Below are 11,660 nucleotides of genomic sequence, written 5' to 3'. Positions count from 1 at the left end.
AGTGAGTTGTAGAAGATGAACTCGAGGATCACGCGGTGACCGCCCTGCTGTCCAGCACGACCACCCCGCTACACCACTATGAGGGACTCAACTCTCGGTTGAGATCACCGAAGCGACCGATCTGCATCTTTGGGTCGGAAAACACGGCAAAGTCATCGAGGGTCGGAGCCGACACAGCCAGAACACGGCCTTCTTCCTCGTGGATTATCGCGGCGGCACATGGGTGCCGATTAGCCTCTTCACGTCGGAGCCCGTATTCGTCGATTAACGCAGGATGAGGCTGTGCGTCGTAGACTCGCTCCATGAGCATGCCGACCGCTGCTGGGGGGAGCCCCGGCTACGCCACGCCGCGAATTCCTCGGCATCCGGTCAAGCTCATCGACTCCCCCGACCTCATTATTCGGCGGCCCCAAGACGCCCTGAACGCGATCCTATCGGTCGCCGGCATCGGGCTTGTCCTCCTGCTCGCGGTCTATGCGCATGGCACGACGACGGGCGTGACTGAGGACGTCGCCTCCGCCGTCGCGAAAACCGCGCGGCAGATCCTGCTCGTGCCGGTCAACGTGCTGCAGGGCCTCGTCGCGACGCTCGTGCCGATCGCGATCATGATCGCGACGCTCATTCGACGCCGGTGGCGCACGACGATCCTCATCGCGGGTGCGGGGCTGCTCGCGGCGCTGCTCACGCAGCTGGCGGTCTATCTGCTGCAAAGCTCCGGGCCGAGCGCGCTGCTCACCGCGCTGTCGCAGCCGACGCTGCTGGGCCCGCGCATCGTGCTGTCGACGTATATCGCGACGCTCGCGGCGATCCTCACGACCGCGTCGGCGGGCACCAGCTCGAAGACGGCCCGCGCGTCGTGGTACGCCCTGACGTTCGTCCTCGTCCTCGCCGTCATCCAGGGCGACCAGACCCTGCCGGGAGTCCTCACCGCGCTGCTTCTCGGGCGCGCCGTCGCCTATGCCGTCTGCTATTTCGCGGGCGTGCGCTCCGGCCGCGCGTGGGGCTCCGCGCTCATCGCGGGCCTGCGCCGCGCCGGGCTCGACCCGCACCTCGTCATGCGTCTCGATGAGGTCGATAATCTCGCGGCCTGGGACGTCACGTCGACGGCCCCCGTCGGGCATGTCGAGGGGTACATTCTGCCGACGGAGTCCATCGACGCGAGCTCCGATCCGGAGGCCGATGCGGAGTCCAGCGAGCACGTGACGACGCTCGCGATCGACGGGGATGCCGTCGTGCCCGATCCGCTCACCGATATCGACGCGCTGCGCGAGCGCGTCACCTCCGAGGTCCCCACCACCTACCGCGGCGCCGCCCATCGCGCGTTCGTCATCTGGACCGACGCGGCCCTCACCGAGCGCGTCGACGTCATCGTCCTCGACACCGAACAGCAGGTGCTCGGCGTCCTGTCGAACATGTGGGACGCGATCCGCAACCGCGGCCTCGAGCGCCGCTGGGCACCGAGCGTCAAGGAAACCGCCGAGCGCGCCCTGCTCATGAACCACGAGGCGCGCGCCGCCGGGGTCCGCACCGTCACCGCCCGCAGCGCCGCCCAGGTCGAATCCTCGATCATCATCCCGATCGACCCCGCCCCGCCCGCGCGCGAGCTCGCCGATATTCCCGACGGCGACATCACTGACGAGATGATCGCCGACCTGTGGCGCCAACTGTCCGCCGCGCACCGCGTCGGCCTCGCCCACCACGCCATCACCGACCGCGCGACGGTCATCGACGACGACGGCCAGCCGTGGCTGCTGCAGTGGGAGGACGGCGAGATCGCGGCCTCCGACCTCGTGCGGCGCATCGACCTCGCACAGCTGCTCACGATGACCGCCGTGCACGTCGGACCCGAGCGGGCGCTTGCCGTCGCGCGCGATGTCGTCGGCGACACCACGCTCCAATCCGTTACGCCGCTCCTGCAAAAAGCGGCGCTGCCCGCCCACACGCGCGGCCAGCTCCGCCAGCATCGCGACCTGCTCGCCGACCTGCGCGAGGCCCTCACGTCCGACTCCGATACCGCCGCCACGCCCATCCGCCTCGAGCGCTTCTCCGTACGCACGCTTCTCATGGTCATCATCGGCGTCGCAGCCATCATCGTTGTCATGGGGTCGCTGCAGATCTCCGACGTCATCGACGCGGTCAGAGGTGCGAACCCGTGGTGGATGGTCGCGTCCTTCACGTGCGGCCTGCTGACCTACGTCGGCTCGGCGATCGGGCTCGTCGCGTTCACCCCCGAAAAGATCGGCGTCTGGCGCACCACCCTCGTCCAGGTCGCCGCCTCCATCGTCTCCCTCGTCGCGCCCGCCGGCATCGGCCCCGCCGCGATGGACCTGCGCTTCCTCACCAAGGCGCGCGTCCCGACCGCGCTCGCGGGCGCCACCGTCGCCCTCACGCAGGTCTCCCGCTTCGTCATCACCGTCGCGCTGCTGTTCATCGTCGCCCTCGGATCCGGCTCCGCGGGCTCGATCTCGCTCCCCCAGCTGCCGACGGTCCTCACCGTCGTCGGTATCCTCGCGGTCGCCGCGCTCGCGTTCGTCTTCCCGCAGGTGCGTACGTGGGTGTGGGAGAAGACCGGCCCGACGCTCAAGCAGATCTGGCCGCGCGTCCTGTGGGCCGTCGGCAACCCGCGTCGCCTCGCGATCGCCATCGCTGGCAACATCATCATGACGATCGGGTACGTCGCGGCCTTCGGGTTCGCGCTGCTCGCGTTCGGCTATACGCTCTCGCCGATCACGCTCGCGATCACGTTCCTGATCTCCAACTCCGCGGGCAGCGTCGTGCCTTCCCCGGGCGGCGTCGGCCCCGTCGAGGTCGCCCTCACCTCCGGCCTCGCGCTCGCCGGCATCCCGTATGCGACCGCCCTGTCGACGACGGTGATCTACCGCCTCCTCACGTTCTGGGGCCGCGTCCCGCTCGGCTGGGCCGCCCTGCGCTACCTCGAAAAGCACGATGCCATTTAAGACCTCGACGTACCGCGCCCACCTGGCCGGCCTCGCGATCGCTCTTGCCAGCTTCGGCCTCGCCACCGCGATCTCGCTGTGCCAGTGGCGCACGCTATCGACCCCCAGCTGGGACCTCGGGATCTTCACGCAGCTCGCCGACGCCTATGCGCACCTGCGCGCGCCGATCGTCCCCATTAAGGGCGACGGTTTCAACCTGCTCGGCGACCATTTCCACCCGATTCTGTTCCTGCTCGGGCCGATCTACCAGCTCTTCCCGTCGGCCCTGACCTTGCTCGTCGTGCAAAATGCGCTGTTTGCGCTCGCGGCGGGGCTGTTCACGACGCGCCTCGCGCGCCTCATCCCGCTGTGGACGGCGTCGGGCATCGGTATCGTCCTCGGGCTCGGCTGGCCGACGCAGACCGCCGTCGCCTCCCAGTTCCACGAGATCGCCTTCGCCGTCCCACTCCTCGCGCTCGCGCTGACGGCCTATCTCGCTGAACGGCCCGTCGCCGCGGCCGCGTGGATGGCCGGGCTCGTGTTCGTCAAAGAGGACCTCGGCATCACCGTCGCGCTGTTCGGCGCCATCATGCTCGCGCGCACGTACCTGCCGCTGCGCTACCTCGGGGGCGATGCGGCTAGCATGCCGGGAGCGCTGCGCACCCAGCTGCGTCGCGCCGGGGTGTTCCTCATCGGCTGGGGCGCGCTCTGGTTCCTCCTCACGATCACCGTCCTGCTACCGGCACTCAACCCCGCGGGCCGCTACGACTACACCGGCCGGATCGACGGCGGCGGCGTGCTCGACGTGCTGCTGCCCGCGAGCAAGTGGCTGCTCGTCGGCCTGCTGATCCTCACCGCGGGTGCGATCGGCCTCGCCTCTCCGCTGTTCTTGCTGATTATGCCGACGCTCGCCTGGCGGTTCGTCGGCAACGTCGAGTTTTACTGGTGGATCGGCTGGCATTACGACGTCATCCTCGCGCCGATGCTGCTCGCGGCGATCGTCGACGCGGCTAGGCGGTATGGCATGAGCGAGGACGGCTTGTTCGGGCAGGCGACGCGCCGCCTGCTCGCCTTCGGGACGGTGCTCGCGCTGGCGTCGTCGTTGATCGTTTTCAAGGAGTTGCCGCTCAAGCGGCTGGCGTCGTGCTCGGAGGAGACCCGGGTGGCGGGTACGACGACGGGTGCGCGGCTGGAGACGGCCGGCCGCGTCGTGGACCTCATCGCGGCCGCGCCTGGCACGTCGAATCCAACGGAGACGCCCGGCAAGCCCGACGTCGTCTCCGACCTCACGCTCATGGTGCGGCTCGTGCCGGTAGCCCGCGTCTACTGGGTGGCCGAGCGCGGGATTTCGCCGGACTTTGTGGTGCTCGACGCGCACTCCTCGCGGTTCTCGCGGGCGGTGACTGACGTGGCGGAGTGGGCGGAACGGACGTACGGGGGCCGCTACGAGACGGTGCTGGATCGCGACGGGCTGCGGGTCGCGCAGCGTCAGCCCTAGCGACAGGTACAGCCGATGCCAGCCTGCGACCCCGAGCCCACACCGCAGCAGCAACCCGAAAGTTCACGCGCGCATGTGGGCGAGCACTCGCGTACGCCTACGCGCGCGCACGTGCCCGCGGGCGAGGCAGTCCCCGCTTCCCTACCGCGCCTTTCGGCTCGCACGCTGGCGCTCGTCGGCCTCGGAGCAGCGATCGGCGCGAGCCAGCGCTACGCCCTCGGTTCCTCGCTGCTGGCCAATACTCTCGGCACGGCCCTACTCGCCTGCCTGCTCACCGCGCTCGCGCTCACCACTGTCCACCCCGCCGCCGCAGACTCGGATTCGCGCTTGGCGAGGTCTGAGCAGGAACCCTCCACGCCTCGGGACGAGCAGCAGCTAGTCGGCCGGGAGCATTCCGAGCATCGGGACGAGCAGCATCGTGCGGGGCAGCAGCTCTCCGAGCAGCGACGCTCCGACCTGCGGATCCTCCTCGGCGCGGGGCTGTGCGGCGGCCTCACCACGTATTCGACGATCATGCTCGACGCCGTCACGTCCACCTCGCTCGCGAGCGCCGCCCAGCAGCTCGGCCTCGACTTCGCCTGCGGCCTGGGCGCCGCCGTGCTCGCCATCGTCGTGACTAGAACCGTCTTGCGTCGTCGGCCCTTGGCGAGCGCGACCGCAGCCCCGTCCACACCTGCACGGGCCTCGTCACCGCGACCTGCGCCCGAGGCGGACACGTCGGCCGCACCCGAGGCGGACACGTCGGCCGCACCCGGGACAGGGACGCAGCCATGAGCGTCGCCAGCCTCTCGACCGCAACCGGTTACGCCGCCGCGACCAGCGTCGCCTCCTCGGCTAGCGTCGCGACTGCCGTCGCCTTCGCCCTCGCCGCCGCCGTCGGCGGGATGTCCCGCGTCGCCCTTGACACCACGATCCGGCGCCGCCGCCCCGGCCCGCTCGGCATCGCCCTCGTCAACGTCGTCGGCTCGCTCCTCCTCGGCCTGCTCGCCGGCGCCTGCCTCGACCCGACGCTCTTCCTCATCGCGGGCGTCGGCCTGTGCGGCTCGTTTACGACGTTCTCGACCGCAATCCTCGACGTCGTCTCCCGCTGGCAGCGCCGTGCCCGCATCGCGGCCGTCGCTCTCCTGCTGCTCACCCTCGGTTGTTCGCTCCTGGCGTGCGCCGCGGGCTATGCAATCGGCCTCCGGCTTTAATCGGCGTTACCACTCGCACACCCGGCGGAAGGTCGTTCGTTCTGGGCCAAAAGTCCCGCTAGGCTGGGGTTATTCCCGACGAAAGACCACTATGTTGCCCGTTTCTTGCGCCGTAGGCGCCCCCGACACCACCCGCCGCTCCGCGTGGGTTTGCCGCATCACCGCGATCCTCGCCATCGTCATGTTCATCGCTGCCCTGACGGCGCCCGTCGCCCGCGCGCACGACGTCCTCGTGAACTCGTCGCCGAGCGAGGGCGAACAGCTCGATACGGCCCCGACGACGCTGCGCCTCGAGTTCAACAACGAGCTCCTCGACCTCGGGTCGAACGCGGCAGCCGTCGTGCTCACCAATGCAAACAATGAGCAGGTCGCGACGGGCCCGCTCGCGATCAGCGGCCGCGAGGCCACCTATGACCTGCCGGCACTTTCCGACGGCGCGTACGCCGCGGCGTGGTCCGTCGTCTCATCGGATGGGCATCGTATCCAAGGCAAGATTGCCTTCAGCGTCGGCGATCCGAATGCCACCCCCGCACCGAAGGATTCGCCGACATCGAGCGAATCAACGGCAGCAGCTGAACAACCCGCTGCTGCCGCGACGACGACGCCTGCGAGCGATAATGACGCGGAAAACTCCTCGACCTTCGCGGGGTTGCCACGGGCCGCACTGATCGCCATCGCGCTCGGAATCGTCGCTAGTATGGTCTTGATCATCCTCAAGCTTCGAAGGAATTAGCATGCGTTCTGCACGGATCATCCTGGTCCCCCTCGCCACCGCGGCCCTCGTTCTTACCGGGTGCGCCTCGAACAGCCCCGCGCCCACCGACTCCGCGAGCACGTCCGCCGCCGCGAGCGAGGCACCGGCCGATTCGGCAAATCTGACGTTCACGGAAATGTGGATCAAGGCGACCGATGGCAAGATGACGGCCGTGTTCGGCTCGGTCAAGAACACGACCGACAAGGACATTCACGTCGTCGGCGTCGAAAGTGACGTCGCCGGCAAGTCCGAGCTCCACGAGACCGTGAGCAAGGACGGCAAGATGGTCATGCAGGAGATGAAGGACGGGTTCGTCATCAAGGCGGGCGAGTCGAAGGAGCTCAAGCCCGGCGGCGATCACCTCATGCTCATGCAGCTGCCGAAGCCGATCGAGCCTGGGCAGGACGTCAAGGTCACGCTGAAGATCGAAGGGGGCGAGACGATCAACTTCACCGCGACGGCCCGCAGCTACGACGGTGCCAACGAAGAATACGATCACGGCGGCGAAGGCACAATGGGCGGCGACGGGCACGATCACGACGGTCACGATCACGAGGGCCACGATCACGACAAGGACAATGACGGACACTAACGAGCAGTCTTCGACGCGACCCGCCTCCCGGCGGGACGTGCTCATCGGCGCTGGGGGCGTGACCCTCGGCGCCGCTGCCGCGTGGGGCGTCGGTGCCCTGCGGGCCGCGGGCCTGCAGCCCGCCGCCGACGCTCCCTTCCCGGGGACCTCCGGCGCGCCGCAGTCCGTCGGCCATAAAACCGGTGCGGGCGCCGGGGCGTTCGGCGATGCCGTCGTCGATTGTCACGGCGTGAACCAGGCCGGGATCGCCACGTCGCCACAGGGCTTCCTCGTCCTGACTGCATTCGACCTTGCCGCCTCGACGGACCTTGCCCGAATGCGCCGCCTCATGCGGCTGTGGACGGAAGATATCGAGCGCCTGACGACCGGCGCCGCGACAATCACCGACACCGAGCCCGAGCTCGCGCACCTGCCGGCATCGCTCACCGTCACCGTCGGCTTCGGCCCGACGCTGTTTGACAAGCTCGGCATCGCCGATAAGCGTCCGTCCTGGCTCGCGCAACTGCCTGCCTACCCCATCGACCAACTCCGCGACGAATTCACCGGCGGAGACCTCGTCGTCCAGGTCTGCTCCGATGATCCGATCACGGCGACGCATGCCGCGCGCGTCCTCGCAAAGGAGGCGAAGTTTTTCGCCACGCCGCGCTGGACACAGCAGGGGTCGCGCAACGCCCCCGGCGTCACGGCCCCCGGCGCCACGATGCGCAACCACTTCGGGCAGCTCGACGGGACGCGCAATCCGGATCCGGCCGAGGAGCCGAACCTCATCTTCCGCAAAGACTCCGAACGCTGGCTCGACGGCGGCTCGAGCATGGTCGTGCGTCGTATCCACATGGACCTGGACCGCTGGGACGAAATAGACGTGCCCGCGCGCGATATCGTCCTCGGCCGCACGCAGGCCACGGGCGCCCCGCTGACCGGTGAGAAGGAGTTCGACGAGCCGGATCTGGAGGCGAGGGGCGAGCTCGGCTTCCCCATCATCGACGTCGCCGCCCACATTCGGCGGGCGCGGACCGACGACGGCTCGCAGCGCATCTTGCGTCGGCCCTATAACTACGTCGAAATTCCGGATGCGGGCCAGATTTCGAACGTCGGCCTCGTCTTTATTGCGTTCCAGGCCGACCTTCAGCATCAGTATCTGCCGCTGCAGGCCCAGCTCGCCGAGCTTGATCTGCTCAATCAGTGGACGACGCCGATCGGCTCGGCCGTGTTCGCGATCCCGCGCGGTTTTGCGCCCGGGGAAGTGCTCGGCGAGGATCTCTTCGGCCGCGAATAAGGTGGCGTTCGCGCAGCCGCGCCGCTAACAGTCGCCGCGCACGCGCACCGACAGGCTCGTCGGTCCCGCCCCGAAACGTTCAAACTCCGACAGGTCCACCGTCAACACATCAAAACCGCGCTCGCGCAGCATCGTGGCCGTGCGGGGCGCCGACGCCGGCAGCATGAGCCGGTTACCGCCGAGCAGCAGCACGCGCGCGCCCGTTGGCTCCGGCGCGGGCAGGACGCGGTCGCACGTCTGTAACATCTGCAGCCCGCCTCCGGCGGCGATGAGCGTCCCGTCGGGCAGCGCCGTGACCGCTTCCTTCAGATAGTCGACCTTAGGGCACGTCACCGTCGTCACGCTCACGCCATACGTCGCCAGCAGCTCTGTCAAGACCTGCGCGCCTGCGCGATCCGTATTCGGCGAGAGCCCGACCCACACGGTGCCGCCATATTTCAAGACGTCGCCGCCATCGAGATGGGCGTCCGCTGGCGTCCATATGACCTCGAGCCCGCGGGCCGCGCCCGCCTGCGCGATACAGATCCGCTCCGCGAGGCGCTCGGCGCGCGCGGTATGCGTCATGATGAGCAGCCGATCATAGGAGATCGCATGCGTCTCGACGAACGTCGCCGCCGCCTGGCCCGCCATGTGCGGCAACTCGATCGTCTCCCAGCCCGATTCGTTCAGGGCGTCGACATAGCTCTCCCACTGCTCCTTCGCCAGCTCTAGGTCGAGACTGACGCCGCGAGGGGAGACCCGCGCGATCTCGACCAGCTCATCGGCCGGCCGACACACGAACGCGTACTGGCGCATCAGTTGCGATTTCCGCCGCTGCGAAACGTCGACTTCGGCAGGCGCGGGCGGCGACGCGGCTGGCGGGCTGCGGCGTCCGCGTCGGCGTCGGCGATATCCTCCCCGAGCAGGTGCGAGACGATCTGCTCGGCGCTCGCATCGAGCGAGCGCGAAATGCGTCGCAGGTTCTTTTTACGCTGTTTGTCCGCCATGACCGGCAGTGTATGCAGCGACTTTTCGACAGCCCCCAGGTGGGCGCGCTGGCTGCGGGCGAACTCACGATCTGCCTCACTCGCATCCTCCCCCGCAAGATCGTCCAACTGACGGCGCAAAAGGTCCAGGCGTTCCGTGATCGACGGGAGCGAGGCCGCGCCCGAACCCGCCATGCCCGATGCTGCGCTCCTCGCGCGCGCAACGAACTGCTTGGCCTGATCGAGCATCTCCGGGTTCGACCTGTAGTACTCATATAGCGCGGGGCCGTATTTTTGAAGGAGCTGGTAGGCGGCGGTGACGGCCGCGGAGGCCGCCGCTACGCGCGCTTTCGACTTGGGGCGCATCGGTCAACCTCTCTTGCCGCGCACCTGGCCCGCGCGGCATCTCGGGCTAGGGCAGGGCACGAAGGTCGTCGCTCACGCGGGCGTGATCGTATCGGCCCAGCAGCCACAGCGTGACCTCGCCGACGGGTCCGACGACGCGCCGCGCGACGGGGCCGGTGGCACCGCGCAGTTTCCACGTGAGCGGCTCGGGCAGGTCGGTGGCGTGCAGGTAGGTGGGGAAGGCGTCCGGGGCGGGGACCGCGGCGGCCATCAGGCCGAGGCGGCGGGCGAGCTCGACACGGTCGGCCTCGCTCAGCGGGCGTACATACTCCTCGCTATCGACGACGCCGGCCCGTCGGACATCTTCGTGATGGACGAAATACTCGATCGTGTTCATCGCCGCATCGGCGACCTGCATCAGCGCCGGCGGGCCACCCGCGAGCCGCGCGAGGATCCCCTCGTAGCCAAGCTCGTCGAAAGCCTGCGCCATCTCGCGCTCCGCAACGTCGCGGAACCTGCCGCCGGACATGCCGGGCAACGCGCGCGGGCGATTCTCGCGCACGAACAGGTGCGCCGCGAGATCCGCCGTCGTCCACCCCTCGCACAGCGTAGGCGCGTCGGGGCCAACGGACCCCAAAAGATCGATCAGGCTGTGGCGTTCCCGCTGTGCAAGACTCATAGCGACTGCACCGCCCCGCCATCGACGCGCAGCGCCGTCCCGGTGATGTAAGCGGCGGGTGCGCTGCACAAGAAGGCGCCGGCCTGGCCGAATTCGGCCGGATCGCCATAGCGGCCCGCGGGGATCGTCGCGATGACATCGTCGCGCACCTCCTGCGCGCTCGAGCCGAGTCGCATTGCCGTCGCCGTATCGAGCGACTTCACGCGGTCGGTATCGATCCGCCCCGGCAGGATGAGGTTCACGGTGACGCCCTCGGCCGCGACCTCCGCGGCGAGCGTCTTGAGGTAGCCAGCGAGCGCCCCGCGACCGAGATTCGACAGCGCGAGATCCGGCAGCGGCGCCTGAATGCCAGAGGAACCAACCGCGAGAATGCGTCCCCAGTGCCGCTCGCGCATGCCCGGAAGCACGGCGTTAATGAGGGCGACGTGCGGGCGCAGCAGCGAATCGACCGCGGCGCTGACGCCGTCGTCGTCGACCGCATACGCCGGGGACGGCGGCGGCCCGCCACCGTTAAGGACGAGGATGTCGATATCGCCGACAGCGGCGCGGGCACGCTTGACGAGTTCGAGTGGGGTGCCTTCCTCAGTGAGGTCTGCGGGGATGCCGACGGCGTTGCCGCCACGTTCGCGGATCTCCTCGACGACGGCCTCCACGCGATCATTCGTGCGGCCATTGATGACGACGCGCACCCCCTCGTCGGCGAGCGCGATAGCGATGGCGCGCCCGAGTCCCGACGTCGACGCCGCGACGAGGGCGCTGCGCGAACTAATACCGAGGTCCATTTTCGTCGACTCCTGTCGCCACAATTCGCGGGGCGCCGTGCGCACCCGGCGCATGTCTTTCTCTTACTGTAGCCGCGCCCCACCGACATATGCTGGCTGGAGCAGAAAGGGGCTCTTCACAATCGAGGGTGTAGTCGGGGTTTGAATCCGCCGGCCTCGAGGAGGCTGCGGGCGATGTAGTGGCTCAGGTTCCGGAAGCCCAGGGCGATACCGCGGAGGTGCTCGAGTCGGCCGTTGATGGCCTCGGTGGGGCCGTTGGAGGTGCCTGGCCGGTCGAAGAACGCGAGCACGTCAGCGGCGCGCCGGTTCAGGGTCCGACCCAGGCTGCGTATCTCCACTAGTGCTGTGGGATTGCCTGTGCTGATGTCATCGATGACCTTGTTGAGCAGGTAGCGGCCGAACTTCTTGTCAGGTTGCCGGTAGGCCACCACCAGACGTTGGTAAATACCCCAGGTGGCCTCGACCTCGCTATGCTGCTCGTCAGCGAAGAGCGCTTCCAGGCGGGCGACCTGCTTGTCGGTGAGCAGATCAACACCGGTCAGCAAGGGGGGGTGTCAAATAGTTTGTGTAAGCCGTGTCGGAAGGAACGGTGATTATCATGACTATGTTCGATAAATCTTTGCCGGGTAGGCCTTCGGGT

General features: G+C 68.4%; 11 protein-coding genes and 1 pseudogene. 7 read left to right on the top strand and 5 right to left on the bottom strand.

The genetic code is table 11. The features are described 5' to 3' along the window. Positions 1–302: 302 nt before the first annotated feature. The 7 genes from BSZ39_RS10885 (at position 303) to BSZ39_RS10855 (ending at position 8,249) form a co-directional block, all read left to right on the top strand. The gene (locus BSZ39_RS10885) at positions 303–2,957 is read left to right on the top strand and encodes a lysylphosphatidylglycerol synthase transmembrane domain-containing protein (RefSeq protein ID WP_083603288.1); all 2,655 of its coding nucleotides are present in this window, start codon (positions 303–305) and stop codon (positions 2,955–2,957) included. After that, on the top strand, positions 2,947–4,434 hold the full coding sequence (locus BSZ39_RS10880) for a DUF2079 domain-containing protein (RefSeq protein ID WP_073717355.1): 1,488 nt from the start codon (positions 2,947–2,949) through the stop codon (positions 4,432–4,434). Before BSZ39_RS10885 ends, BSZ39_RS10880 begins: the two co-directional genes overlap by 11 nt. Positions 4,435–4,449: 15 nt before the next feature. Beyond that, positions 4,450–5,208, top strand: coding sequence for a CrcB family protein (locus BSZ39_RS10875; protein ID WP_083603286.1), 759 nt, complete (start codon positions 4,450–4,452; stop codon positions 5,206–5,208). Further along, complete coding sequence (locus BSZ39_RS10870) at positions 5,205–5,627, top strand: fluoride efflux transporter FluC (protein ID WP_083603284.1); 423 nt, start codon at positions 5,205–5,207, stop codon at positions 5,625–5,627. Before BSZ39_RS10875 ends, BSZ39_RS10870 begins: the two co-directional genes overlap by 4 nt. A 91-nt stretch (positions 5,628–5,718) precedes the next feature. Continuing rightward, positions 5,719–6,360 (top strand): copper resistance CopC family protein, encoded by a 642-nt coding sequence (locus BSZ39_RS10865; RefSeq protein ID WP_073717353.1) that lies wholly within the window; start codon positions 5,719–5,721, stop codon positions 6,358–6,360. Position 6,361: 1 nt separating this feature from the next. Then, positions 6,362–6,973 carry a copper chaperone PCu(A)C gene (locus tag BSZ39_RS10860; RefSeq protein ID WP_073717352.1) on the top strand — a complete coding sequence of 204 codons (612 nt, stop codon included), beginning with the start codon at positions 6,362–6,364 and terminating at the stop codon, positions 6,971–6,973. Next, the gene (locus BSZ39_RS10855) at positions 6,960–8,249 is read left to right on the top strand and encodes a Dyp-type peroxidase (RefSeq protein WP_073717351.1); all 1,290 of its coding nucleotides are present in this window, start codon (positions 6,960–6,962) and stop codon (positions 8,247–8,249) included. The genes BSZ39_RS10860 and BSZ39_RS10855 overlap by 14 nt, the downstream gene beginning before the upstream one ends. Positions 8,250–8,273: 24 nt before the next feature. Here the strand turns inward: BSZ39_RS10855 and BSZ39_RS10850 are convergent, their stop codons facing one another. The 5 genes and pseudogenes from BSZ39_RS10850 to BSZ39_RS10830 all read right to left on the bottom strand — a co-directional run. After that, positions 8,274–9,044 (bottom strand): hypothetical protein, encoded by a 771-nt coding sequence (locus BSZ39_RS10850; RefSeq protein ID WP_073717350.1) that lies wholly within the window; start codon positions 9,042–9,044, stop codon positions 8,274–8,276. Then, positions 9,044–9,580 (bottom strand): hypothetical protein, encoded by a 537-nt coding sequence (locus BSZ39_RS10845; RefSeq protein WP_073717349.1) that lies wholly within the window; start codon positions 9,578–9,580, stop codon positions 9,044–9,046. The genes BSZ39_RS10850 and BSZ39_RS10845 overlap by 1 nt, the downstream gene beginning before the upstream one ends. A gap of 46 nt (positions 9,581–9,626) precedes the next feature. Beyond that, complete coding sequence (locus BSZ39_RS10840; protein WP_073717348.1) at positions 9,627–10,238, bottom strand: TIGR03085 family metal-binding protein; 612 nt, start codon at positions 10,236–10,238, stop codon at positions 9,627–9,629. Further along, a complete protein-coding gene (locus tag BSZ39_RS10835) occupies positions 10,235–11,074 on the bottom strand; it encodes an SDR family oxidoreductase (protein WP_245792502.1) in 840 nt (279 codons plus the stop codon). The genes BSZ39_RS10840 and BSZ39_RS10835 overlap by 4 nt, the downstream gene beginning before the upstream one ends. A 62-nt stretch (positions 11,075–11,136) precedes the next feature. Next, positions 11,137–11,565 (bottom strand): annotated as a pseudogene (locus BSZ39_RS10830) (transposase); the annotation flags it as partial. Between the last annotated feature and the right edge of the window lie 95 nt (positions 11,566–11,660).

Origin of the sequence: Bowdeniella nasicola (assembly GCF_001907295.1) — a bacterium.
GTDB lineage: Bacteria > Actinomycetota > Actinomycetes > Actinomycetales > Actinomycetaceae > Bowdeniella > Bowdeniella nasicola.
Note: the sequence above shows the minus strand (reverse complement) of the source record. Positions and strands in the feature narration are given on the sequence as shown.

Excerpts from the sequence above, each read along its gene's own strand:
- BSZ39_RS10865 (WP_073717353.1), top strand. The coding sequence starts at position 5,719 with ATGTTGCCCGTTTCTTGCGCCGTAGGCGCCCCCGACACCACCCGCCGC.
- BSZ39_RS10835 (WP_245792502.1), bottom strand. The coding sequence starts at position 11,074 with ATGCGCCGGGTGCGCACGGCGCCCCGCGAATTGTGGCGACAGGAGTCG.
- BSZ39_RS10875 (WP_083603286.1), top strand. The coding sequence starts at position 4,450 with ATGCCAGCCTGCGACCCCGAGCCCACACCGCAGCAGCAACCCGAAAGT.
- BSZ39_RS10845 (WP_073717349.1), bottom strand. The coding sequence starts at position 9,580 with ATGCGCCCCAAGTCGAAAGCGCGCGTAGCGGCGGCCTCCGCGGCCGTC.
- BSZ39_RS10870 (WP_083603284.1), top strand. The coding sequence starts at position 5,205 with ATGAGCGTCGCCAGCCTCTCGACCGCAACCGGTTACGCCGCCGCGACC.
- BSZ39_RS10885 (WP_083603288.1), top strand. The coding sequence starts at position 303 with ATGAGCATGCCGACCGCTGCTGGGGGGAGCCCCGGCTACGCCACGCCG.
- BSZ39_RS10860 (WP_073717352.1), top strand. The coding sequence starts at position 6,362 with ATGCGTTCTGCACGGATCATCCTGGTCCCCCTCGCCACCGCGGCCCTC.
- BSZ39_RS10850 (WP_073717350.1), bottom strand. The coding sequence starts at position 9,044 with ATGCGCCAGTACGCGTTCGTGTGTCGGCCGGCCGATGAGCTGGTCGAG.
- BSZ39_RS10855 (WP_073717351.1), top strand. The coding sequence starts at position 6,960 with ATGACGGACACTAACGAGCAGTCTTCGACGCGACCCGCCTCCCGGCGG.
- BSZ39_RS10840 (WP_073717348.1), bottom strand. The coding sequence starts at position 10,238 with ATGAGTCTTGCACAGCGGGAACGCCACAGCCTGATCGATCTTTTGGGG.
- BSZ39_RS10880 (WP_073717355.1), top strand. The coding sequence starts at position 2,947 with ATGCCATTTAAGACCTCGACGTACCGCGCCCACCTGGCCGGCCTCGCG.